Origin of the sequence: Flavobacterium suzhouense (assembly GCF_042684765.1) — a bacterium.
Lineage (GTDB): Bacteria > Bacteroidota > Bacteroidia > Flavobacteriales > Flavobacteriaceae > Flavobacterium > Flavobacterium suzhouense.
The window spans coordinates 58944-81435 of sequence record NZ_JBHUMD010000004.1; the positions used below are offsets into that span (position 1 = coordinate 58944).

Genomic DNA, 22492 nt, shown 5'->3' on the forward strand with positions numbered 1-22492 from the left:
TCAATGATTTAATGTAACAATTACAACTCCTTCCTTAAATTGGTACATTAAACAATTGCTACATTAGAAAATTATTTAGGATATTGGCGTTGTATATTCCTGATTAGATTCTCAAGACCATTAAGCTTGAGTTCATAAACTAACTGCAGCATTTGCCCCAGCTGCCCCGCCGGAAAACCTTTGTTTTGATACCACACTACATAATGCTCCGGCAAATCAATCAGGTATCTGCCTTCATATTTACCAAAAGGCATTTTAGTATGCGCGAGTTTTATCAGGAATTCTTTCTGTTGGTCCAAAAGTGAAGATTTAAAATAAAAATGCCCTACCGACAGGCAGGGCAAAAGTAGTGTAATTAATCATAACAATACTTTAGTATTACAGTATAAAATTATTATTACTGCTTTACATATGTATCCCTGTATTGGGTATCATCTATATCTCCTGCACTATGCGTAAGCACCATTTTAGCAGCTGTTAGTTCCTCTATATTGCTCTCAAACTCGTCCTGAAAGCCATCATAGGTATACACTACTTTTGTGCCATTGGCCCTTAGCTCCCATGAACCATTGATTACATTAGCACTGCCACAGGTAACAGTTCCCGGATACAATGCCCAATCTCCATCTGACACATATTCCTCGGTATCATCAAGATCACAATCTTCAGTAACGTCTTCCCAGGCTTCAGAACCCTGTCTGGTCTCTTCTTTTGTTTTCTGCCACACGCCTACAATTTTAGAATTGTCTGATGAGTTATCATCTTCATCGCTGTCATCACTACAGGAAACAAAAAGAAAGGTAGTCAGTAAAAAGCACATCATCCAGGTAAATTTTAAAAATCGGGTAATTGTTTTCATCTTAATAATTTGGTTTATGAATTTGTTATACCAAAATTACTGCCGGCAAAAAAAAGAAAACCTCCCTAAAGGGAGGTTTTTACCTATATAACCATAAGTGTTTTTACCAGTTAAATATCACTTCCTGAACAATATCAGGATGCAGGCTATGATGTACCGGGCAATGTAGCGCTACCCTTTCTAAAAGCTTTTGAGCTTTTTCATCAGCATTTGATTTCATATGAAACACCACTTTTATCCCTGCAATCCTTCTGGGCTCTGCTGCCATGGTTTTGGTAACCTCAGCGATTGAACCTTCAAGATTAATTTCCATATCACGGGCTTTTATACCCATAATACTAAACATACAGCTTGCAAGAGCATTTGCAACCGTATCGGTAGGCGAAAAAGCCTCTCCTTTTCCATGATTGTCTTTTGGCGCATCAGAAAGAATCTCTGCTCCTGATTGTATATGAATTGAAGATGTTCTTAAATCTCCAAGGTATGTTACTTTAGATGTCATAATTATTCGGCTATTTTAGTACTTAAATCCTGGTCATAATACAATATATACACTCCTGTATTATGGTTACCCCCTTTTGCTGCTGTATAAGCAAATTTATTTTCTACCTGCTCTGATGCCTTCTCAGCCGAAACCTCTTTAAAACTTTCCGGTTGGAAAATGCGAAGAATCGTATCAAATGTCAAGTCAAAACCTCTTGTCGCATATTGATTAGGCACTACATTATTTTTCTCTCTGAAAACTTTGGCAAACAAAAGGCTTCTGGCAGAATCACTGTCATTGGTTACTGACGGATACAACATTTTAAGCGAAACAAGCCTTGAAAGTGGCAATTCATCATTATCAAAAGTATCATAACGCTCTAACACCACAAGCTGAATCTGATAATCAGAAAGCGACTCCACAAGAGCCTTGGTTGTACCTAAAATCATTCCTATCCTTTCAGTTTCTAGTATCACATAGTTCAACCTGTCTTTTACAAGCATACCCTTAAGAGCATCAATCATAAGTGTTCCATCTGCATTAAGTGAAGCAAATTTGGCTACAGGCAAATTCGTAGCTATAAATTGTCTTGAACTATTTTTCTTAGCATCAACCACTGCTATGATATTACCATTTTTAGTTTTCAGATAATCCAGCATTGCCCCACGCACCGTTTCCGAAGTTGGCACCGACTGATATAAATTACTAAATGATTTAGCTTCTTCTTTTGAAAGTGGCGAAATAACAGGAACACCTTTATTAGCCAATAAAGAGGCTAAGGTTTCAACGTTATTTGGAAAGAAAGGACCAATAATTGCATCCATACCTGCAAGACCACCCGCAAGTGCAGAAACATCTGAAGAAGATTTGCTTTCTTTAGAATCTAATATCTTAACTTTTAAAGGCAATCCAAGCGTTTTAGCCGAATCTATAGCCATCATTGCTCCTGCATAAAAATCAAGCGTCATATTAAGAAACTTATCAGAACGCAGAAGTTTAGCGCGAATAGTATCTGACTCAATTCTTGCAATATGGAAAGGCAACACTAACGCTAATTCTTTAGTTTCAGACTTTTTAAGGGTCGCAGCAAGACCTGTAACCGGTTTATTAGATACATCTGCCACAAATTCGGTATTTACACCTTTAGGCAATTTCAGTACCATACCATCTTTCAGACCATCTTTTACGTCAGGATTTAAGGCAACAATCTGTTCTTCGGTCAGGCCGGTTCTTTTGGTTAAACTATATAGCGTTTCTTTAGGCTGTACCTGGTAATCGACATATTCTTTTACGGGTTGAGCAGGTTGAACCATACCCTCTTTCTTGATAATAGCATTTTTATCAAGTTTAAGTTTATAACCCAAAGGAAGCGTATCTTTCACTTCCGGATTCAATTCATCCAGTAACTGAATTGTCATACCATATTCTTTAGCAATAGAATATTTGGTCTCACCTTTTTCAACCACATGATACATGTATGAAGGCTGGTTAGGCTTTGTCTCAGCTTTCTTTTCAGCTTTTACCTGAGCAGCAACACCGCTACCTTTAATCGGAATAATGATTTTCTGTCCTACCTGTAAGCCATTTTCAAGCGTCACAGTATTAGCTTTCTTGATATCATCTACAGAAACATCATATTTTTTTGACAAACTGAAAAGCGTTTCTTTTGGCTGAACTTCATGAATGGTATTAGCAACTTTTGTAGTTTTTTCTTTTACCGGTTCGGTTTGCGGGGCCTTAGAAGCGGAAGGGATCAACAAGGTGGTATTCTCTTTAAGCCCGTTCTTAGCATCCGGATTAAGGCGGTATATATCGTAAGGTGTAATTTTATATGCTTTTGCAATGCTTGCTATAGTCTCCCCTTTTGCAACTTTATGCTTTTTATAATCCTGTGCATAAGACGGTGTTGACAGCAATGCGAATGAAAAAATAAAAATTACGAAATACTTCATGGTGTGGGTTATTTTAGAACAATTTAACAAATGCAAATTTATAGTTTACAAACAGCATTAGATAGTTTTATCTTATAAATTTCAGTTAAAAATACAAAAGCCATACCAAAAGGCAATTACAAAAAAAGAGGACTATTCTTCCTCTTCTTCCTCTTCTTCTTTTTTCTTTATCGGCGGAACTGCAGGGACCTGTATAGGGTTACCTCCGTTCTTTTTTATAAGCTCCTGCTTAAATTTTTCCAAATCCTGTTTGTGCGATTCGTGCAGTGGAATCTTTAATATTTGCCCGGGTACCAAACCATTCTTATCGCTTTGAACTTCATTATACTTATAAATCTCATCGGGATCGACCATATATTTTTTAGATATCATGATCATCCTTTCACCCATAGTGGTTTTATGATCTATAAAATAAGTATCATAATCTATAAGCTCCGGCTGAGTTTCTTCACCGGCAGATTGATTATCTCTATCGTCCTGAGCAGCAACATTCTGAAAAACCATGAATGCAGCAAGTAATAGCAGTATTTTTTTCATAACAGTAATCGTGGTTATTTGGATGCCTAAAAGTAATGATTTTAGAGGAATGACAAAACCTCTGGTTGGTTTTATAGTTTACAAAAGAAAAACCAAATGACTGTTAACTCTTTTATTAGTAGAGACATTGCACTGCAACGTCTGCCAAAATAATTGCTGAAAACAAAAAGACGTTGCAGTGCAATGTCTCTACGAAAATTACAAAGAAAATTCAACAAACAAAAAAAGCCGTACAAAATGCACGGCTTTCTTATATCTAAATCTATAAAAGATTATTCCCACTCAATTGTGGCCGGTGGTTTAGAGCTAATGTCATAAACAACACGATTAACACCTTTTACTTTATTGATGATCTCATTAGAAACTTTCATCAGGAACTCATACGGAAGGTGTACCCAATCAGCCGTCATACCGTCGGTAGATTCTACAGCACGAAGCGCAACTACTTTTTCATAAGTACGCTCATCACCCATAACACCTACACTGTTTACAGGAAGAAGGATTGCTCCTGCCTGCCATACTTTATCATATAGTCCGTGCTCTTTAAGCCCGTTGATGAATACTGCATCAACCTCCTGAAGGATACGTACTTTCTCAGGAGTGATATCTCCAAGAATCCTGATAGAAAGACCAGGACCCGGGAATGGATGACGGCCAAGAAGCTCAGGATCGATACCTAAAGTAGCACCTACTCTTCTCACTTCGTCTTTAAAAAGCATTCTTAGTGGCTCAACCACCTGAAGTTTCATAAAGTCAGGTAATCCACCAACATTGTGGTGTGATTTGATTGTAGCCGACGGACCTTTTACTGAAACAGACTCGATTACGTCAGGATAGATAGTACCCTGAGCAAGCCATTTTACATCAGTAAGAAGGTGTGCCTCATCATCAAATACCTCGATGAATACACGACCAATTGTTTTACGTTTTGTTTCAGGATCTTCGATACCTGCAAGCTGAGAAAGGAAACGGTCAGATGCATCAACACCTTTTACGTTAAGTCCCATATCTTTATATTGGTGAAGAACGCTTTCAAACTCGTTCTTTCTTAGTAATCCGTTGTTAACGAAGATACAGTACAGGTTAGCACCAATAGCTTTATTTAAAAGTACTGCCGCAACCGTTGAATCTACACCTCCTGAAAGGCCAAGAACCACTTTATCATCACCAATCTTAGCTTTAAGTTCAGCTACGATATCCTCTACAAAAGAGTTAGGTGTAAAGTTCTGAGGTACTTCAGCGATTTTCACAAGGAAGTTTTCAAGCATCTTCTTACCATCTGTTGAGTGGTATACTTCAGGATGGTACTGGATAGCGTAAGTAGTTTCGCCTTCAATTTTGTAAGCTGCGTTCTCCACATCTTTAGTACTGGCAAGTACTACACCACCTGTAGGCAGTTTTTTGATCGTATCACTGTGGCTCATCCATACCTGGCTGTTTTCAGAAACACCTTCAAGGAAAGGCTCTCCTTCTTTTACAAAAGAAAGATTAGCACGGCCATACTCGCGTATGTTAGATGGCGCTACTTCACCTCCGTTAAAATGCGCAAGGTACTGAGCACCATAACAAACAGCCAATAGAGGCAGTTTGCCGCGAATTTGAGAAAGGTCAGGATGCGGAGCATCTTCAGCCCTTACAGAGAATGGACTACCTGATAATATTACCGCTTTGTAAGATGATAAATCAACCGGTGGGTTGTTGTAAGGGAAAATTTCGCAGAAGATATTTAACTCGCGAACCCTTCTCGCAATAAGCTGAGTGTATTGCGATCCGAAATCTAGAATAAGTACATTGTGTTGCATGCGCAAAAGTAATACTTATATATGAAATGAAAAAATGAGATTTACGGATTTTTAGATTGTTTGATTTTTAGCAGATTAACCACAAAGTTCACAAGGTTTTACGCAAAGAGCGCAAAGCTTTTTTGAGTTTGGACCTAAAAATTCTAAAAATCAAACCCCTACTGACACACTGTTGTCATTCCACCAAAATAATTTTGCTTCATTAATCACAAAATGAGACATCATTATGAACTTACGATCGTTACGTATAATTACTGAAGACATCAAAAGCCTTGTAAGCTTTTACGAAAAAGTTACCGGCCTGAGCGCTACATGGCACACTCCCGATTTTGCTGAAATAGGTACGCCCTCATGCAACCTGGCTATTGGCAGTACAAAAACACTGGCCTTGTTTGGAGAAAACATAGCCGAACCCTCTGCCAACAAAAGCGTAATCATAGAATTTATGGTAGACGATGTAGACAACAGCTACGAACTGGTTAAGAACACAACAAACGACATCCTTCAGCAGCCGGTAACCATGCCGTGGGGCAACCGTTCTATATTGTTCCGTGACCCTGACGGCAACCTTATCAACTTTTTTGCTCCTGTAACAAAAGAAGCAATAGAGCGTTTTCTTTAAAATCTGTAACAAGTCCACTTTTAAATGAATTGAAAAACTGGGCTGAATGCTGTGTCTGAAGTACCTTTAAAACAAAAATGACACAAACTGAAACGCAGTTTTGGAACAAGCTAAAAAGCTTCCAACTCGATGAAGCGGATGCAGCATTAACCTTCTCTCAACGGCTTGCCCGTGAGAACGGCTGGAACAAAGAGTACACGCACAGGGTGATTGAAGAGTACAAAAAATTCATCTTTCTATGTTGTACCTCTCCTACTTCGGTAACACCCAGCGACCCTGTAGATCAGGCCTGGCACCTGCACCTTACCTATACCAAATCGTACTGGAGCAACCTGTGTAAAAACACCCTTGAAAGGGAAATTCACCACAACCCTACCAAAGGAGGTAAAGAGGAGCAACAAAAATTCAACAACCTCTACACCGAATTACACCAAATTTATTTTGAGAAATTCGGCACTAATCCTCCACCGGATATCTGGCACGACAATAACACACGTTTTAGCGATATTAACTTCCAGAGGGTAAACCTGAACAATTATTGGCTGCTTAAAAAACCCAGGCTATCCAGGCTATACCCTCCCGGTTTATTACTTCAGCTATTTGTTTTTGCGATAAGTACCTTAATGATACAGGCTACCGGTAATGGATTTATACTGGTACTTTTTGTTATAGGATTTATTATTGCATTTGTTAACAGAAACAACAATAACGGAAAAGGAGGCAATAACAGAACAGACGGCAGCGGTTGCAGCAGTTTTTCATGTACATCCGGAGAAGGCCATAGCGGATGCTCAACGCACCACGGCGACAGCGGTTGTTCTTCGAGCGGATGCAGCGGTTGTGGTAGTGGCTGCGGTGGAGATTAATTTAACACCTAACATTTTTTGAGTTAGGATTTTTACTTACCTTTAGATTTCCTAATTCAACATAAATGAAACCTCTTTTTTCATTCCTTTTCCTGCTATTTACAGCAGGTGCTTTCTGCCAGACAGAAGAATTTTCTAAACCTGATTTTAAACTTATTGAGAAAAATGTAAGCGACAAGAAATCGCCTCTCTATTACAATACCCTTTTTGAACGTTACAAAAAAGCGGACAGCACCATGACCATCGAGGAAAAAAGGCATCTGTATTATGGTTATTCTTTTCAGAAAGATTATTCTCCTTACAGCATATCCGACTCTCAGGAAGACCTTAACAGAGTACTCCAAAAACAGGAAGCCGACAAAAAGACTTTTGAAAAACTTATTAAGGTATCAGACAAAGTACTGAAAGATTTCCCTTTTAGCATACGTATAAAAGAATACCGCATATATGCTTTTAAACAACTGGGTAAATATAAAGAAGCACGCGCTGAAGAAACTCAGGCAAGCATAATCATTGATGCTATATTGAGTACAGGGGATGGAGTAACACAGGAAAACAGCTTTTATGTTATCAATACTACTAATGAATATGAAATCCTTGATATACTTGGTTTCCGTTTTGGTGGAGAACAGCAGCTTATAGAACATAAATATGATTATCTGACCCTTGCGGACAACTCGTATCAATACAAAGGCTTTTACTTTGACGTTACAAGGCTATTCGAGAGCTTTAACCTGGATTAATGTAGCAATTCATTAATATAATAATGTATCAATTATGCACCTCGCATTGAACTCAGAACCCAAAACTCTAAACACTTAACAACAAACAAATAAACAATCATGCCACAAGTTAATCCATACATTACCTTTTTGGGTACCTGCGAAGACGCTTTTAATTTTTACAAATCGGTTTTCGGGGGTGAATTCCAGTATATAGGCCGTTTTGGCGAAATGCCCGATGGCGACAAAATGCCTGAAGAAGCAAAAAACCTCATTATGCACGTATCATTACCTATTAGCAAAGAGACCATTCTTATGGGCAGTGACTCGTCTGAAGCATTTGGACAGGTTACAACCGTAGGCAACAACATCTCCGTTTCTATCAATACCGAAAGCAAAGAAGAAGCAACAAGAATCTTCAACGGACTTTCAGCAGGCGGAAAAGTCACTATGCCTCTTGAGCTTACATTCTGGGGCGCTTTCTTTGGAATGTTTACAGATAAATTTGGTATAAACTGGATGGTTAACCACGATACTCAGCCACAGGAATAATTTAGTTGTCAACTTCATTATACAACATAAAAAACTCCGTAACGCATTATGCTTTACGGAGTTTTGTTTATTAACCCATTTATGGTTTAACTATTAGGAGAAAAAATGTAAATTCGCATCATGATGAATCCCAAAGATATTGATGGAGTGAAGCAACTGTTGGCTTCACCAAAAAAGATTGTAATAATCCCTCATAGAAACCCTGATGGCGACGCTATGGGTTCTACATTAGGATTATACCACTTCCTGAAACAAAAAGGCCACGACCCGTTAGTAATGATACCTAATGAAGCACCTGATTTTCTGGCCTGGCTGCCTTCATTTGATACAGTAAAAGTTTTTGAAAAAGAACCCGAAGCTGCCACAAAATTACTTGAGGCTGCTGAATTAGTATTTACACTCGACTTTAACGTACTAAGCCGTACCGGTGACCAGATGGAAGCTGTACTTCAAAATCTGAAAGTGCCTTTCATCATGATAGACCACCATCAGAAACCGGGAGATTATGCACTACATACTTTCTCTGACACTTCTTTTGGCTCTACCTGCGAAATGATATATCATTTTATTGTAGCAATGGGAGAGAAATCACTTATCGACAAAACCATTGCTACCTGCCTTTACACAGGTATTGTAACCGACTCAGGTTCTTTCAGATACCCACTAACAACAGGTACTACACACAGGGTTGTAGCTGATTTTATTGACCTTGGAATTGACAATACTGCAATACACAGCCTGTTGTTTGATAATCATTCGCACAACAGGATATTAATTTTGGCAAGGGCTTTGCAGAACATGAAAGTATTGCCTGCATACAAAACCTCATATACTTCTTTAAGCCAGGAAGAGCTTAACAGCTTTGGACACGCTAAAGGAGATACAGAGGGTATCGTTAATTATGGCCTAAGCATGAAAGACATTGCCTTTACTGCATTCTTTACCGAAAATAAGGATGAAGGCATCATAAAAATATCTTTCCGTTCTAAAGGTAATTTCGACGTAAATCAGTATGCACGTGAGCATTTTAGCGGTGGCGGACACATAAATGCAGCCGGTGGAAAATCTACCGAAAGTTTAGAAGCTACCATACAAAAATTTATTGCTACTTTAGCACACACGAAAATTGATTGATACAATGAAAAAGCTATTTATACTACCGGTTTTCCTTTTGGGAATCATGATCACTTCCTGCTCGCAGCAGCAGGCAAGAAGACCTGTTTCCCACTCATCAGGAACTTTTATGAAAGAGTCTGTAGAAAGGAATAAAAAGCTTGTCGCCAATGAAGAATCGGAGATAGACTCGATAATAAAGAGTAATCCTGCCATTAAATATATTGCGTCAGATAAAGGCTACTGGTACCATTATGAAATGGAAAACACTACCGACAGTATCAGGCCAAAACGCGGTGATGTTGCCTATTTTGACTATGAGATAAAAGACATGAAAGGAAACGTTATATACAGTCAGGCTGAACTGAAGCCACAAGTATATTATGTAGACAAGCAAAATATAATGATGGGTCTGCGTGATGGCATCAAGCTTATGAATGAAGGCGAGAAAATAACCTTTCTTTTCCCTTCTCACATGGGCTACGGCTATCATGGCGATAACAACAAAATTGGCACTAACCAACCGCTAATGTGTACCGTTACTCTTAACGACATTAGACCGGAGAGCCAGGTAAAAGAGAATTAATCTAATATAAATGAAACCAATGACAAGTTTTTTTGTAAGCCTTGTGGCTTTGTTCTTTTCATGTAACACCGCCCCGGAGCAAAAACCGGTAAAACTGGGCGATGGCCTTTATGCCGAAATCGAAACAAACAAAGGTAAGATTGTTTTACAACTGGAATTCCAGAAAACACCTCTTACTGTTGCTAACTTTGTGGCTCTTGCCGAAGGAAAGCAGGATTTTGTAAGTGCCGAATACAAAGGCAAAAAATATTATGACGGGCTTAAATGGCACCGTGTTATTAAAGATTTCATGATTCAGGGTGGCGACCCTAAGGGAGATGGTTCAGGCGGACCGGGATACAAGTTTGCCGATGAGATTACCGACCTTAAACACGATAAACCGGGAATACTTTCTATGGCTAATGCCGGAAAAGCTACTAACGGTTCTCAGTTCTTCATCACTCACGTTCCTACTCCTCACCTTGACGGTATACATACTGTTTTTGGACACGTAGTAGAAGGACAGGATGTTGTAAATGCTATTGAGCAAAACGATGAAATTAAAACAGTAAAAATCGTACGCATAGGTAAAGATGCTAAAAACTTTGATGCTCCTAAAGTATTCAAAGAGTACTTCGAGAAAATAGCAATTCAGCAAAAGAAAGAAGCTGAAGCTCTAGCTAAAACTAAAGCTGATAAAGTAGCTTACTTTGCAGACATTAAAAAAAGTGCTCCTAAAACTAATTCAGGACTTCAGTACATGATCGTTAAAAAAGGTTCTGGTAAAAAACCGGTAGCAGGTACTCAGGTATACCTTGCTTACTCTGGTTTCCTTGATAACGGAACTGCTACTATGTTCGACTCAAGCGATGCAACTGTAGCTAAAGCTTTTGGTAACTATATTCCTCAAAAGGATGCAGCTGGTGCTTATACACCAATACCTTTTACAGCAGGTACTAAAACCGGTATGATACCAGGATTTATTGAAGGTATCGAGCAAATGTCTCTTGGTGATAAAGCTATTATCTTTATCCCTGGCCACCTTGGTTACGGAGAAAGAGGTGCACCACGTGCAGGTATCGGACCAAACGCCAACCTGATATTCGAACTTGAAATGACAGAAACTGCTCCGGCAGGAAAATAATTCTGCATCAGCATAAAACACAAAAGGGATTCCAAATTGGAATCCCTTTTGTGTTTTATGCTGTTTGCTTTCGTATTCAAACAAAAACACTGAATTGTGTATGGGTTAGAATTTCCAGTCGAACTCATCATCTTTATTGATGGTTGCGCCAAGTTCTATTTTAATTACTGAATCAAACTCTGTCTGGAAGATAACCCAGTTATTTTCATTAAAGTGATTATCAATAGTATCAAATGATTCTTTTTCAAAATCTTTAAGTCCGTTGGCTTTAGCCGAAGCCTCAATAACACTCCATGACTCTCCTATGACTTTAGCTCCAAATATCTCAGCAGAAGGATGCGAAACGATAGCGTAACCAAACCTGTAATCTTCATCAGCATAAAAAGTAAGCCTTAGCTTTTTGTCATTGTACAGATAGATCATATTGCCGTCATCGTCTTTAAACTGTCTTGAAGGATTTCCGTAAAGTTCTTTTACGTCACTCTCATGCATACCAAAAAGCAATTTATCTACACCCGATTTTAAGTTTATTTTCATGTTTCTGAATGATAATTTTTGTTTGGGCAAAGGTAGAAAATTTAAAATTTATTAAATAGCACTTATTTAATGCTGTACTTAACGTAATAGGAAAATTTGATTTTTATCTTTTAAAAATCCACTTCTTCAACCGGGGCAGCTGCCTCATACCTGTTTACCGCTAATTAACGAAAAAAAGGAATCTTTCGTTTACATATAGCTACATATAAGACTGGAGCTTTTATGTTACACATTCCTTTTGACGCTTATTTCAACGATTTAAATAATAAAATTTTGTTAACATAAAAACATTCCTTTCTTCGTAAACCCTTGATTTTACTATGTATTCATGATTTTAATAATTTGATTAAGTTTTATTTAACCATTTCATTAAAAAACCATTAAGACAATTACATCGTAGCTTTATTATATCTATAACACCAATTATATATCTTATGAAAAAAACATTTACTAATTTAAAATTGATGACGGGATTATGCTTGCTGTTTATTTTTTCAGCAAATGCGCAAATCACAGTAACTAACGCTAACAATGCCGGAGCAGGTTCGTTCAGGCAGGCAGTACTGGACGTCTCAGCGGGCGGAGCAATCCTTTTTGACGCATCACTTGATGGAACTACAATTACACTTCTAAGCGAAGTGACAATTGACAAAGACATTGTTATTAATGGCAATGGTAATGAAAACACAATAATTAGCGGAAATGGAATGACAAGAGTATTCCTTATTACCGCAGGTAACGTTGTTATAAACAACATTACAGCAACTAATGGCTCAGCTTTGGACAATGGCGGAGCCATTTCTGTTTCCGGTGGTACTACATTAATGAACAACTGTATCGTTTCTGATAGTAATGCCATGGGAGCTTTAGCTACTAACGGTGGCGGTGGTATTTATGTGAGCAATGGTTCGCTTACCCTTAATGTTTCAACGGTTACTAATAATACCGCTTCAGGAGTATCCGGCAGTGGTGGAGGTATTTTAGTAGGTACAGATGGCTCGCTAACAGTAAACGGATCTGTGATTTCTGACAACATGGCCAACAGAGCCGGTGGAGGTATCGAAGTAAACTCAGCTACGGCGGTAAGTATTTCTCTAAACGATACTACATTAAGCGGTAATACAGCCGGATCTAATCCGGGCAATGGTGGCGGACTTCACATTACCGGAGCCAGCAACGCTACAATTTCAGGCGGAGTGGTAACCGACAACACAGCAACATCTGAAGGTGGTGGCCTTTGGAACGGATCGGGTACGATGACTATTACAGGTACTGTTATTAGCGAAAACACTGCAAGCGGAGCAGCTTCCGATCAGGGAGGTGGTGGAATTTACAACTTAAGCGGTATGCTAAACATCAATGCTGAAACAAAAATTACCGGCAATATTGCTGATGGCGCTGCGGGTAGCGGTGGTGGGATTCTGAATGATGTAGGTGGAAAAGTTACAATTAATGATGCCGAAATAACCTTAAACGTTTCTAACAGAGCTGGTGGAGGTATTGAAGACAATTCAGGATCGGCAGGTTTTGTAAACATGACAAATGTTACCCTAAACAACAATACTACTAATATGTCTCCCGGCAACGGTGGAGGACTTCACGTAACAGGTGCAGGTATGGTTACTATTACTGGTGGTACAGTAAGTGATAATGAAGCCGGCGCCGAAGGTGGTGGACTATGGAACGGATCGGGTACCATGACAATTGAAGGTACTGTAATAGCTAACAATACTGCAAGTGGTGCGGGTGCCGATCAGGGAGGCGGAGGAATCTACAACCTAAGCGGTATGCTGAATATTAGCGGAGATACAATGATATCGGGCAATATGGCTACTGGTGCTGCTGGTAGTGGCGGAGGAATCCTTAACGATGTAAATGGTAAAGTTACCATTGAAGATACTGAGATAACTGCGAATATTGCCATGCGTGCAGGTGGTGGTATTGAAGATAATGGTCTTGCTGCCGGCTTTGTAACAATGAACAATGTTACTATAACTTTAAACAATGCAGGAGTGTCTCCAGGTAATGGTGGAGGTGTTCACATGACAGGAATGGGTAATGTAACCATTACCAATAGTATTGTTAGCGGTAATACAGCCGTTGAAGGTGGTGGATTATGGAACGGAACCGGAACAATGACAGTATCTGGTGTAAACATAATGGCTAATACAGCAACCGGAGTAACTGTTACTGAAGGTGGTGGTGGTATCTTTAACAACGGAGGTACACTTAATGTAAGTGCTTCTACCCTTTCTGCTAATGCAGCAACAGGTCTGTTAGGTCAGGGAGGCGGAATTCATGTTAATGGTGGTACTGCAGTTGTAACGACTACTACACTATCAGGGAATACATCTATCACAAATGGTGGTGGTATATACAATAACGGTATGCTAACGCTAAATGCCGATACCTTTTCTCTAAATGCTGCTTTGGTAAATGGTGGAGGAATTGCAAATGAAGGGACTAACACTGTTAGCATTAAAAACACTCTTGTTGCCGGAAATACAGCAATCATTGGTGCTGATCTTTTCGGTGCAGACAACACTATTCTTTCAGGCGGATATAATCTAGTAGCTGTAGTAGATGGTGAGGCTTTCGTAGACACTGAAAACGATATTATGGGAAGTATTTCACTACCTATCGAGATAACTCTTTCAGCATTAACAGAAGTTGAAGATGGCACTCCGGTACATAAATTAAGCTGTCCTAGCCCGGCTGCTGATATGGGCGATCCAATGGATACTTTTGCAGACCAAAATGGTTTTGCTGTATTTAACGGAACTCGCGATATTGGAGCGTATGAAGCTCAGGAAGAATGTACTACAGCCGGCATTGAAGAGTTTGCTGCAAACAGAAGTGTAGTATATCCTAACCCATCAAATGGTGTATTCAATATAATGCTGGCCTCTAACTATAACAGCGATGTAAATATATCAATATATGAAATTGCCACCGGTAAACTGGTTAAAACAATCAAAACCGATGCTATGAACATAGAAATAGGTATGACAGGTATCAGTACAGGTGCTTATGTTATGCAAATCGTTTCAGATAATGCATCCGAAACCCATAAGCTGATTGTAAATTAGTACAATAGGTTTTATTAGTTGGTTTGATAAGCTCTCCCATAAGGGAGAGCTTTTTTTATAATACCTGAAAAACTATATTTTACCTAATTTTTCAAGTACTAACTTTATCTTTTCAGGTTTCTTAGTACCTATCATCTGACTGAAACGACCATCATTAAAAGTTAATAACAATCCCATATTCCCGGAAACATTATAGGCTCCTGCACGCAATCCCCAGCCACCATATTCCGAAACAGGATTGTATTTTTTTACTTCACAAGAGGAAATATTCTCCCAACGGTATAATTTCCATTGCATATGATAAGGCCAAAACCTCACATGTATTCCTTCCTCATCAATTTTCACCGACAGTCGCTGCAGGAGTATAAATAATGTAAAAGCTGTTTGTAAAATTGCAACAAAAACAAGACCTGTATTACTCATAGGCTTGTCTCCAAATACCTGTCCCAAGAAAACCTGGGAAACGAGTCCAAATAATATAAATCCGTTAAGACCTAAAACCAGCCCCAAGAGCCACCATTGACGGAAATACTGTGTTTCAGAAAATAAAATTCTGCTCATATAGCAATGTGTTTCTTACAAATCTACATAAAAAAAGGCTGCAATTATGCAGCCTCATTTTATAATTTACAACTAATCGCTTAGTCGAATCTTTCAATTTTTGCACCGATAGCACGAAGTCTTTCGTCAATTCTTTCGTAACCACGATCAATCTGGTCGCTGTTCTGAATGGTACTTGTACCTTTAGCAGAAAGCGCAGCGATAAGAAGCGATATACCGGCGCGGATATCAGGTGATGACATAAGGATACCTTTAAGGGTAGATTTAAAGTCAAGACCAATAACGGTAGCTCTGTGCGGATCGCAAAGAATGATCTTAGCCCCCATATCGATAAGCCTATCCACAAAGAATAAACGGCTTTCAAACATTTTTTGGTGGATAAGTACCTCTCCCCTTGCCTGAGTAGCCACCACAAGGATGATACTTAAAAGGTCTGGTGTAAAGCCCGGCCACGGAGCATCAGCAATAGTAAGGATAGAGCCATCTATATAATTTTGAATCTCATAACCATCGGTATGAGCAGGAATATAAATATCATCTCCCCTGCGCTCTAAAGTAATACCTAACTTTCTAAACGTACCCGGAATTACCCCAAGGTTATCCCAGCTTACATTTTTAATGGTAATTTCACTTCTTGTCATGGCAGCAAGACCAATCCAGCTACCTATCTCGATCATATCCGGAAGGATACGGTGCTCACATCCGCCAAGTTTCTCAACACCTTCAATTTCAAGAAGGTTAGAACCCACTCCTGTAATTTTTGCGCCCATGCTGTTAAGCATGTTACATAGCTGCTGAAGATATGGTTCACACGCAGCGTTGTATATAGTAGTTTTGCCCTCAGCAAGTACAGCAGCCATCACAATGTTTGCAGTACCGGTTACCGAAGCCTCATCTAATAGCATATAAGCACCTTTTAGCTTAGTAGCCTCTACACCATAAAAATGATCTTCTTTATTGTAACGGAAGGTTGCTCCAAGATTGATAAATCCTTCAAAGTGTGTATCAAGTCTTCTGCGACCAATTTTATCACCGCCCGGTTTAGGAATATATCCTTTTCCGAAACGCGCCAATAGCGGACCTACAATCATGATTGATCCTCTAAGCGCTGCACCTTCTTTCTTAAAAGCTTCGCTTTCAAGATAAGCAAGATTAACCTCATCGGCCTGGAAAGAGTAAGAGCCGTGAGCCAGTTTTTCTATCTTAACCCCAAGGCTACGCAATAAGTTGATAAGCTTATTTACGTCGATAATATCGGGGATGTTGTTAATGGTTACTTTTTCGGGTGTAAGAAGCACCGTGCACAGCACCTGTAACGCTTCGTTTTTAGCTCCCTGAGGCGTAATTTCACCTTTTAGCGGTGCGCCTCCCTCAATTTTAAATGTTCCCATGCAGTGAAAATAGAAATTTTATGTTTTTCGGTTTTTGTTCTGGTTGTTCTTGCCGTTATTAGGCTTGTGCTGCCCTTTTTGTTTCGGGTTATTAAACTGGGTCTTATTGCTCATTTTTTTATTTACCCTCATCAGGTCGGTAGAGTTAGAAAGTTCTTCCTCTGTAGCCTGAAGATTAATTTTGCCTCCTGAAAGTTCATACAGATGCTCAAAAATCACATCGTCTTTCACGGTATCTTTATTCCAGCTCAGGTATGACTTTTTCATATGGTTGGCAATAACCATGATAAGCGCATTCTTCATTTCGCCATCTTCCCATTTATTAGCGACATCAATCATATATTTGATGTTATTGCCATAAAAGCGGTACTTAGGAAAGTTTTGCGGATACTCCAGCCTGTCGGGCTTTTGCGCCAGCAATTCTTTAGAAGGTATTGGGTAAGGTGAATCAACATCCAGCTTAAAATCAGACATTATGAATATCTGATCCCACAGCTTATGCTGAAAATCGGGTACATCGCGCAAATGCGGATTAAGGCTACCCATTACCGAAATGATATATTTGGCAGCTTTGTTACGTTCTTCCCTGTCTTCAAGCTCCACCGCCTGCTCAATTAGCTTTTGCAGGTGTCTTCCATATTCAGGAATGATGAGATGAGGCCTTTCGGCATTATATTCAAGAAATGTAACTGCTTCTGCCGGATTATGTCTCGTCATTTGTTTTTGAGGTCTTTATAATGATATGATTCCTTCGATACCCGAAAGCTCAATATATTTGTCTATTACCGATTGTGCGCTTACCATTCTTACATTAACGGATACCGCAGTATATTTTCCGGTTTTAGACTGTGTAGTTTCTATTACCGCACCCATGTTGTCGAACGATTTTTCAACCTTTTCAACATTCGCCGGAAGCGAAGGCACTATAAATTTAAATAAATATTCCGAAGGCCACAGGGTCGAATCCGTAAGTTCCTGTTTTAGCCTTGCATAAAATTCTTCGCTTTTCTTATCCATTCGTCATAAAATAAACGCAAATATACGTATTACGAACCAAGTATCTATAAAAAATATCAGCTCAGAATGCTTAATTACAACATTCATAATTTTTTACCGACACTGGCTTTTAACTATTGTGAATACTGCATTTTTAATGCAAAATACCCTTTCATTTTTTATCTAAAATATAAAAAATTTATACCACTATACGCAACCTTTCGTTTTTTATGCATCTATAGTATATAGGTTTAGGTTATGAATTGGTTATTTTGAAACCCCGCTGACTTCATGCAGCGGGGTTTCGTTTTTATTTTTAATTTCCTATCAGCATTACAACTATAACAGCAGCGATTATCTCGAGTATAAAAGAAACAAGAATTATCTTATCGAGCAGCGTGCGGTTTCTGAATAACCGTATAGAAATATAAAGCGCAGATCCCATTAAAAGATTAAGATAAATCCACTGCACAAATACATTTGTCAGGTAAGGATTAGGCATCTCACCATAAGTATTTGTAAGCGCCATACCCATCAATACACTAAAAACTATAATCCATATAAAATAGAGCGCTACAAGCACATGAAATGCAATATGTTTACTGTCAATTCTTCTCATTTCAAAAAAGTGTTATCTGTATATAACGCAGTATTATGTATATTTATTGATGCATATCTTCCTAAAAGTTGACAAGAATCGGGTTGTTGCCGGCAAAGGCAGCCTGTACTTTTGTACTGTAACTATAAGGTACATACATCATGAAAGAGCAAAGTAATATAAATTTTGAAAGGATAACACAGGCTATAGGTTATCTTAAAGATAATTTTAAAGAGCAGCCCAACCTTGAGGAGTTGGCAGAAAAAGTACACCTGAGTCAGTTTCACTTTCAAAAGCTGTTTACAGACTGGGCCGGTGTTAGCCCTAAAAAGTTTTTGCAATACCTGAGCATAGAGCATGCCAAAAAACTACTTGCAAACACATCTTCTACCCTCTTTGACACTGCTTTACAAACCGGATTATCGGGTACAGGCAGGTTGCATGACCTTTTCATAAACATAGAAGGTATGACACCGGGGGAGTATAAAAATGGAGGCGAAAACCTCAGTATCAACTATAGCTATGCTACAACGCCGTTCGGAACTATACTTGCCGCATCTACGGTAAAAGGAATTTGCCATTTAGCCTTCGCCGACGACCAAACAAACGCATTTTCGGTATTAAAAAATAAATTCCCAAATGCTCAGTTTTCTCAAATAACAGATAGTTTTCAGGCTGAAGCGCTGAATGTTTTTATAAATGGTACTTCTGCCGACGCTATAAAACTACATCTTAAAGGCACTCCATTTCAGCTAAAGGTATGGGAAGCATTACTTAACATCCCTACCGGCAACCTGATAACTTATGGAAGTATAGCCCAACTAATTGGTTCGCCAAAAGCTTCAAGGGCTGTTGGTTCGGCTGTTGGTGACAACCCGGTAGCCTATATTATTCCGTGCCACAGGGTAATTCAATCCAGCGGAGTTATGGGCAACTACCACTGGGGTAGTAACCGCAAGGCTGCTATGATAGGATGGGAATCAGCAAAAGCAGACATATAACATGAATAGTAAACAAAAGATAGCCACGCTGCAGTGGAGCTGTATTGCCGAAAGCCTTAACAATAAAGGTTATGCCATAATCCCAGAATTTTTCACTGCTGAAGAATGCGATTCGTTAGCTGATTTATATGACAACCCAACCCTATACCGAAAAACGGTCGTGATGGAGCGTCATCGCTTTGGGTTGGGCGAGTACAAATATTTTAACTATCCTTTGCCGGAAGTGATTGCCAGTGTAAGGCAGGAAATTTATCCTTATCTATCGGCAATTGCCAATACATGGATGAAAGCACTGAACATTAACACCTTGTTCCCGAAACAACTGGAACAACTTCAAGAACAATGCCGTACCAACAATCAGATAAAGCCCACCATACTGATCCTGAAATACGGTCAGGGAGGTTTTAACACCCTGCATCAGGATTTATATGGCGATGTATACTTTCCACTACAGGCAGTTGTTATGTTAACTCAGCCTGAAACCGATTATACAGGAGGCGAATTTGTACTGACAGAACAGGTGCCCAGAGCACAATCTAAAGCTATAGTATTAAAACCTAACAAAGGTGATATGCTTATATTTACCACAAACTTCAGGCCTGCAAAAGGTAGTAAAGGCTATTACCGTGCTGCTATGAGACACGGCGTTAGTGAGGTACAAAGCGGCAAACGCATGGCTATGGGAATTATATTTCACGACGCTGTAACATGATTGCCCACAAACAATTATTACCGGAAGAGCTTAGAGCATTAATTAAAGCCCGAGTACTTATCTTTGGAGGAAATAAAAAGCTAAAAATATTCGGAAAATTAAACTGCGCATCAGGCAAAAGGATGAAAACAGATAACCGGGTATTTTTTACTACATCAGAAGAAGCTAAGTTTTTTGGTTATCGTCCCTGCGGACATTGCATGAAAGAAGAATATAAAATCTGGAAAAAGGAAAATGGATTTGTTTAACAACGATAATGAAATCAACCTTCTCCCCTATGATGGTGAAGTAATATACTATGGCCATATACTTAGCGAAAGTGAAGCCTGGCATTATTATAATATTTTACTGAACGAGATCGCCTGGCAAAATGACGAAGCTATTATTTTTGGCAAAAGGATAATAACCAAACGAAAAGTGGCCTGGTATGGTAATGAAAATTACAGCTACACCTATTCAGGCACTACAAAGACAGCATTACCCTGGACAAAAGCTCTGATGGAACTTAAAGAATTAACTGAAAAAAAATGTGGCAGCAAGTTCAATTCCTGCCTTTTAAACCTGTACCACGATGGCGATGAAGGTATGGCGTGGCATAGTGATGATGAAAAAAGTTTAGGCAGGAATACGGTAATTGGCTCTTTAAGTTTTGGCGCTGTAAGAAAATTCAGTTTCAAGCATAAGGGAACCAGTCAGAAAATAGACACAATTTTAGATAACGGAAGTCTTTTAGTCATGAAGGGCGAAACCCAGACAAATTGGTTGCACAGATTGCCTCCTTCCACTAAAATCAAGCATCCGCGAATAAACCTGACATTCAGAACCATAGTTACAAATAAACCATAAGCTTCCAAATTATAATTAATAACATGGATATTTAAACAGGATTACAAATAATGCATATATTTACCCTGTTAATTCTTTGTTATTAAAGAGTTAAGGTCCCCCCAACCGCCCCAAACATACTGTTCAATTAATTTACGTGCAACCTATGAAGCTAAAAGAACTGAAACTATGGCTTAACAAGTTGTCTGACGAAGAACTTGAAAAAGAATTATTGTATAATTCTATGGATTATGGGATTTCAGGGACTGTATCTGAAATTAACAAATCTGACGACAACCTGTACTACGTTGGAGATGAGCCCGTGCTGCTGCACACCAAAGACGAACTGAAACAACGCGGCTATAGCGACAACCAGATATCGGATCTGGATGTTGAGATACCCAAAGGATGCTATTACATTGAATTAAGCAATGAATACAGTATCCTTGAGCGTTTTATGGATTAAATCTCCCGGATTTAACATTAACACAATGCTATGGCAATAATTAGGCAAAATTTGGTAAATTAGCTTTTACCAACACCTTTATTATTGCCATGGCAAAAACTATTCTTTCGATAACACTTAATCCGGCCGTAGACAAAAGCAGTACGGCAAACCATATACAACCCGAAAAAAAGATACGCTGCTCACAACCTGTTTACGAACCCGGTGGCGGAGGAATAAATGTTTCACGCGCACTTTTACGTCTTGGCATAACTTCTACTGCGCTTTTTTCTAAAGGAGGACGCACCGGCGAACTGCTTGAAAATCTTTTAAAAAAGGAAGATGTAACAACTCTTGCTGTGGAAACATCGGCCGAAACACGTGAAAATTTTATTGTGGTAGATACGGCTAATAATAATCAGTTCCGTTTTGGAATGCCGGGTGAAAAGATAACAACTGCCGACGCTGATGCTTTACGCAAAGCAATACTAAATGCTTCTCCCTCTCCTGATATAGCGGTAATCAGCGGAAGCCTGCCTGAAGGCATATCTACCGGATGGCTTACGGAAATAGTTCGCGAGCTCAAATCGAAAAATGTAAAGATCATTGCCGATACTTCGGGCGATGCACTTACCGAAATACTAAACGAAGGTGTACACCTTATAAAACCAAACCTTGGCGAACTCAGCCGCCTGTCCGGTATGGAAGAACTGGATAATGATTCAGCCGATGAAGCAGCTAAAAAGCTCATAAATGAGGGTAAAGCCGAAATTGTAGCTGTATCGATGGGACCCCAGGGAGCCTACCTTGTAAGCAAGGAAGAATGCGTGCACGTACCGGCACCTTCAGTAAAAAAACTGAGTACTGTAGGAGCAGGAGACAGTATGGTAGCAGGAATGGTATCGGTAATTGCCAAAGGTGGCAGCCTTACCGAAATAGCACGCATGGGCGTTGCCTGTGGTACCGCTGCTACCATGAGTAAAGGAACAGGGCTATTTACTAAAGAAAATGCTGAAAAGCTATACCAGTGGCTTTCGAAATAATTGTGCGTTTTGGGTTATGAGTTCAGCGTTCTGTGTTGCTGAACACCAAACCCCGAACTCTAAACCCTAAACATTG

26 protein-coding genes are annotated in these 22492 nt (G+C 39.2%); 14 read left to right on the forward strand and 12 right to left on the reverse strand.

Going from position 1 to position 22492, the window contains the following annotated elements:
* Positions 1-71: 71 nt before the first annotated feature.
* From ACFSR3_RS02500 to guaA, 6 genes are all read right to left on the reverse strand, one after another.
* Positions 72-299 (reverse strand): DUF3820 family protein, encoded by a 228-nt coding sequence (locus tag ACFSR3_RS02500; protein ID WP_379819580.1) that lies wholly within the window; start codon positions 297-299, stop codon positions 72-74.
* A 98-nt stretch (positions 300-397) separates the two neighbouring features.
* Positions 398-859 (reverse strand): lipocalin family protein, encoded by a 462-nt coding sequence (locus ACFSR3_RS02505; protein ID WP_379819581.1) that lies wholly within the window; start codon positions 857-859, stop codon positions 398-400.
* A 103-nt stretch (positions 860-962) separates the two neighbouring features.
* Complete coding sequence (locus ACFSR3_RS02510; protein WP_379819582.1) at positions 963-1361, reverse strand: OsmC family protein; 399 nt, start codon at positions 1359-1361, stop codon at positions 963-965.
* 2 nt (positions 1362-1363) lie between these two features.
* Positions 1364-3295: a PBP1 and LysM peptidoglycan-binding domain-containing protein gene (locus tag ACFSR3_RS02515; protein ID WP_379819583.1), complete on the reverse strand. Its 1932-nt coding sequence runs from the start codon at positions 3293-3295 to the stop codon at positions 1364-1366.
* Positions 3296-3427: 132 nt separating this feature from the next.
* The gene (locus ACFSR3_RS02520; protein WP_379819584.1) at positions 3428-3832 is read right to left on the reverse strand and encodes a LysM peptidoglycan-binding domain-containing protein; all 405 of its coding nucleotides are present in this window, start codon (positions 3830-3832) and stop codon (positions 3428-3430) included.
* 272 nt (positions 3833-4104) lie between these two features.
* Complete coding sequence (gene guaA, locus ACFSR3_RS02525; protein ID WP_379819585.1) at positions 4105-5634, reverse strand: glutamine-hydrolyzing GMP synthase; 1530 nt, start codon at positions 5632-5634, stop codon at positions 4105-4107.
* A 226-nt stretch (positions 5635-5860) separates the two neighbouring features.
* On the opposite strand from guaA, the gene ACFSR3_RS02530 reads away from it, so the two are divergent.
* The 7 genes from ACFSR3_RS02530 to ACFSR3_RS02560 all read left to right on the forward strand — a co-directional run bounded on the left by ACFSR3_RS02530 (position 5861) and on the right by ACFSR3_RS02560 (position 11218).
* Positions 5861-6256 carry a VOC family protein gene (locus ACFSR3_RS02530; protein WP_379819587.1) on the forward strand — a complete coding sequence of 132 codons (396 nt, stop codon included), beginning with the start codon at positions 5861-5863 and terminating at the stop codon, positions 6254-6256.
* Positions 6257-6333: 77 nt separating this feature from the next.
* A complete protein-coding gene (locus tag ACFSR3_RS02535; RefSeq protein ID WP_379819588.1) occupies positions 6334-7122 on the forward strand; it encodes a glycine-rich domain-containing protein in 789 nt (262 codons plus the stop codon).
* A gap of 65 nt (positions 7123-7187) precedes the next feature.
* Positions 7188-7865, forward strand: coding sequence for a DUF4919 domain-containing protein (locus tag ACFSR3_RS02540; protein ID WP_379819589.1), 678 nt, complete (start codon positions 7188-7190; stop codon positions 7863-7865).
* A gap of 99 nt (positions 7866-7964) precedes the next feature.
* Entirely contained in the window at positions 7965-8396 is a 432-nt protein-coding gene (locus ACFSR3_RS02545; protein WP_379819590.1) for a VOC family protein, read from the forward strand.
* A gap of 120 nt (positions 8397-8516) precedes the next feature.
* Positions 8517-9530: a DHH family phosphoesterase gene (locus ACFSR3_RS02550; protein WP_379819591.1), complete on the forward strand. Its 1014-nt coding sequence runs from the start codon at positions 8517-8519 to the stop codon at positions 9528-9530.
* A 4-nt stretch (positions 9531-9534) separates the two neighbouring features.
* Complete coding sequence (gldI, locus tag ACFSR3_RS02555) at positions 9535-10095, forward strand: gliding motility-associated peptidyl-prolyl isomerase GldI (protein ID WP_379819592.1); 561 nt, start codon at positions 9535-9537, stop codon at positions 10093-10095.
* A gap of 10 nt (positions 10096-10105) precedes the next feature.
* Positions 10106-11218 carry a peptidylprolyl isomerase gene (locus tag ACFSR3_RS02560; protein WP_379819594.1) on the forward strand — a complete coding sequence of 371 codons (1113 nt, stop codon included), beginning with the start codon at positions 10106-10108 and terminating at the stop codon, positions 11216-11218.
* A 105-nt stretch (positions 11219-11323) separates the two neighbouring features.
* On the opposite strand, the gene ACFSR3_RS02565 is transcribed toward ACFSR3_RS02560, so the two are convergent.
* Positions 11324-11755 (reverse strand): hypothetical protein, encoded by a 432-nt coding sequence (locus ACFSR3_RS02565; RefSeq protein ID WP_114758837.1) that lies wholly within the window; start codon positions 11753-11755, stop codon positions 11324-11326.
* A 434-nt stretch (positions 11756-12189) separates the two neighbouring features.
* On the opposite strand from ACFSR3_RS02565, the gene ACFSR3_RS02570 reads away from it, so the two are divergent.
* Positions 12190-14844: a T9SS type A sorting domain-containing protein gene (locus tag ACFSR3_RS02570; RefSeq protein WP_379819595.1), complete on the forward strand. Its 2655-nt coding sequence runs from the start codon at positions 12190-12192 to the stop codon at positions 14842-14844.
* Between the two features lie 72 nt (positions 14845-14916).
* Here the strand turns inward: ACFSR3_RS02570 and ACFSR3_RS02575 are convergent, their stop codons facing one another.
* The 5 genes from ACFSR3_RS02575 to ACFSR3_RS02595 all read right to left on the reverse strand — a co-directional run bounded on the left by ACFSR3_RS02575 (position 14917) and on the right by ACFSR3_RS02595 (position 18411).
* On the reverse strand, positions 14917-15405 hold the full coding sequence (locus ACFSR3_RS02575) for a hypothetical protein (protein WP_379819596.1): 489 nt from the start codon (positions 15403-15405) through the stop codon (positions 14917-14919).
* Positions 15406-15485: 80 nt separating this feature from the next.
* Complete coding sequence (gene murA / locus ACFSR3_RS02580) at positions 15486-16796, reverse strand: UDP-N-acetylglucosamine 1-carboxyvinyltransferase (protein ID WP_114758834.1); 1311 nt, start codon at positions 16794-16796, stop codon at positions 15486-15488.
* A gap of 18 nt (positions 16797-16814) precedes the next feature.
* The gene (locus ACFSR3_RS02585) at positions 16815-17513 is read right to left on the reverse strand and encodes a DUF4290 domain-containing protein (protein ID WP_379819597.1); all 699 of its coding nucleotides are present in this window, start codon (positions 17511-17513) and stop codon (positions 16815-16817) included.
* Between the two features lie 15 nt (positions 17514-17528).
* Entirely contained in the window at positions 17529-17813 is a 285-nt protein-coding gene (locus ACFSR3_RS02590) for a DUF493 family protein (RefSeq protein ID WP_114758832.1), read from the reverse strand.
* A 295-nt stretch (positions 17814-18108) separates the two neighbouring features.
* Entirely contained in the window at positions 18109-18411 is a 303-nt protein-coding gene (locus tag ACFSR3_RS02595) for a hypothetical protein (RefSeq protein WP_114758831.1), read from the reverse strand.
* A gap of 140 nt (positions 18412-18551) precedes the next feature.
* Here ACFSR3_RS02595 and ACFSR3_RS02600 point away from each other — a divergent pair, with 140 nt between their 5' ends.
* The 6 genes from ACFSR3_RS02600 to ACFSR3_RS02625 all read left to right on the forward strand — a co-directional run bounded on the left by ACFSR3_RS02600 (position 18552) and on the right by ACFSR3_RS02625 (position 22416).
* Positions 18552-19391, forward strand: a complete 840-nt coding sequence (locus ACFSR3_RS02600; RefSeq protein WP_379819598.1) for a methylated-DNA--[protein]-cysteine S-methyltransferase — start codon at positions 18552-18554, stop codon at positions 19389-19391.
* A 1-nt stretch (position 19392) separates the two neighbouring features.
* Positions 19393-20103, forward strand: coding sequence for a 2OG-Fe(II) oxygenase (locus ACFSR3_RS02605; RefSeq protein ID WP_379819599.1), 711 nt, complete (start codon positions 19393-19395; stop codon positions 20101-20103).
* On the forward strand, positions 20100-20351 hold the full coding sequence (locus tag ACFSR3_RS02610; RefSeq protein WP_379819600.1) for an Ada metal-binding domain-containing protein: 252 nt from the start codon (positions 20100-20102) through the stop codon (positions 20349-20351). The genes ACFSR3_RS02605 and ACFSR3_RS02610 overlap by 4 nt, the downstream gene beginning before the upstream one ends.
* Positions 20338-20949 (forward strand): alpha-ketoglutarate-dependent dioxygenase AlkB family protein, encoded by a 612-nt coding sequence (locus tag ACFSR3_RS02615; protein WP_379819601.1) that lies wholly within the window; start codon positions 20338-20340, stop codon positions 20947-20949. The genes ACFSR3_RS02610 and ACFSR3_RS02615 overlap by 14 nt, the downstream gene beginning before the upstream one ends.
* A 145-nt stretch (positions 20950-21094) precedes the next feature.
* Entirely contained in the window at positions 21095-21394 is a 300-nt protein-coding gene (locus tag ACFSR3_RS02620; RefSeq protein ID WP_114758826.1) for a hypothetical protein, read from the forward strand.
* An 89-nt stretch (positions 21395-21483) separates the two neighbouring features.
* Positions 21484-22416: a 1-phosphofructokinase family hexose kinase gene (locus ACFSR3_RS02625; RefSeq protein WP_379819602.1), complete on the forward strand. Its 933-nt coding sequence runs from the start codon at positions 21484-21486 to the stop codon at positions 22414-22416.
* The last annotated feature ends 76 nt before the right edge of the window (positions 22417-22492 follow it).

What these genes read in the sequence shown, in the direction of transcription:
- ACFSR3_RS02505 (WP_379819581.1), bottom strand. Translation starts at nt 859, where the DNA reads ATGAAAACAATTACCCGATTTTTAAAATTTACCTGGATGATGTGCTTT.
- ACFSR3_RS02510 (WP_379819582.1), bottom strand. Translation starts at nt 1,361, where the DNA reads ATGACATCTAAAGTAACATACCTTGGAGATTTAAGAACATCTTCAATT.
- ACFSR3_RS02515 (WP_379819583.1), bottom strand. Translation starts at nt 3,295, where the DNA reads ATGAAGTATTTCGTAATTTTTATTTTTTCATTCGCATTGCTGTCAACA.
- ACFSR3_RS02520 (WP_379819584.1), bottom strand. Translation starts at nt 3,832, where the DNA reads ATGAAAAAAATACTGCTATTACTTGCTGCATTCATGGTTTTTCAGAAT.
- guaA (WP_379819585.1), bottom strand. Translation starts at nt 5,634, where the DNA reads ATGCAACACAATGTACTTATTCTAGATTTCGGATCGCAATACACTCAG.
- ACFSR3_RS02530 (WP_379819587.1), top strand. Translation starts at nt 5,861, where the DNA reads ATGAACTTACGATCGTTACGTATAATTACTGAAGACATCAAAAGCCTT.
- ACFSR3_RS02535 (WP_379819588.1), top strand. Translation starts at nt 6,334, where the DNA reads ATGACACAAACTGAAACGCAGTTTTGGAACAAGCTAAAAAGCTTCCAA.
- ACFSR3_RS02540 (WP_379819589.1), top strand. Translation starts at nt 7,188, where the DNA reads ATGAAACCTCTTTTTTCATTCCTTTTCCTGCTATTTACAGCAGGTGCT.
- ACFSR3_RS02545 (WP_379819590.1), top strand. Translation starts at nt 7,965, where the DNA reads ATGCCACAAGTTAATCCATACATTACCTTTTTGGGTACCTGCGAAGAC.
- ACFSR3_RS02550 (WP_379819591.1), top strand. Translation starts at nt 8,517, where the DNA reads ATGATGAATCCCAAAGATATTGATGGAGTGAAGCAACTGTTGGCTTCA.
- gldI (WP_379819592.1), top strand. Translation starts at nt 9,535, where the DNA reads ATGAAAAAGCTATTTATACTACCGGTTTTCCTTTTGGGAATCATGATC.
- ACFSR3_RS02560 (WP_379819594.1), top strand. Translation starts at nt 10,106, where the DNA reads ATGAAACCAATGACAAGTTTTTTTGTAAGCCTTGTGGCTTTGTTCTTT.
- ACFSR3_RS02565 (WP_114758837.1), bottom strand. Translation starts at nt 11,755, where the DNA reads ATGAAAATAAACTTAAAATCGGGTGTAGATAAATTGCTTTTTGGTATG.
- ACFSR3_RS02570 (WP_379819595.1), top strand. Translation starts at nt 12,190, where the DNA reads ATGAAAAAAACATTTACTAATTTAAAATTGATGACGGGATTATGCTTG.
- ACFSR3_RS02575 (WP_379819596.1), bottom strand. Translation starts at nt 15,405, where the DNA reads ATGAGCAGAATTTTATTTTCTGAAACACAGTATTTCCGTCAATGGTGG.
- murA (WP_114758834.1), bottom strand. Translation starts at nt 16,796, where the DNA reads ATGGGAACATTTAAAATTGAGGGAGGCGCACCGCTAAAAGGTGAAATT.
- ACFSR3_RS02585 (WP_379819597.1), bottom strand. Translation starts at nt 17,513, where the DNA reads ATGACGAGACATAATCCGGCAGAAGCAGTTACATTTCTTGAATATAAT.
- ACFSR3_RS02590 (WP_114758832.1), bottom strand. Translation starts at nt 17,813, where the DNA reads ATGGATAAGAAAAGCGAAGAATTTTATGCAAGGCTAAAACAGGAACTT.
- ACFSR3_RS02595 (WP_114758831.1), bottom strand. Translation starts at nt 18,411, where the DNA reads ATGAGAAGAATTGACAGTAAACATATTGCATTTCATGTGCTTGTAGCG.
- ACFSR3_RS02600 (WP_379819598.1), top strand. Translation starts at nt 18,552, where the DNA reads ATGAAAGAGCAAAGTAATATAAATTTTGAAAGGATAACACAGGCTATA.
- ACFSR3_RS02605 (WP_379819599.1), top strand. Translation starts at nt 19,393, where the DNA reads ATGAATAGTAAACAAAAGATAGCCACGCTGCAGTGGAGCTGTATTGCC.
- ACFSR3_RS02610 (WP_379819600.1), top strand. Translation starts at nt 20,100, where the DNA reads ATGATTGCCCACAAACAATTATTACCGGAAGAGCTTAGAGCATTAATT.
- ACFSR3_RS02615 (WP_379819601.1), top strand. Translation starts at nt 20,338, where the DNA reads ATGGATTTGTTTAACAACGATAATGAAATCAACCTTCTCCCCTATGAT.
- ACFSR3_RS02620 (WP_114758826.1), top strand. Translation starts at nt 21,095, where the DNA reads ATGAAGCTAAAAGAACTGAAACTATGGCTTAACAAGTTGTCTGACGAA.
- ACFSR3_RS02625 (WP_379819602.1), top strand. Translation starts at nt 21,484, where the DNA reads ATGGCAAAAACTATTCTTTCGATAACACTTAATCCGGCCGTAGACAAA.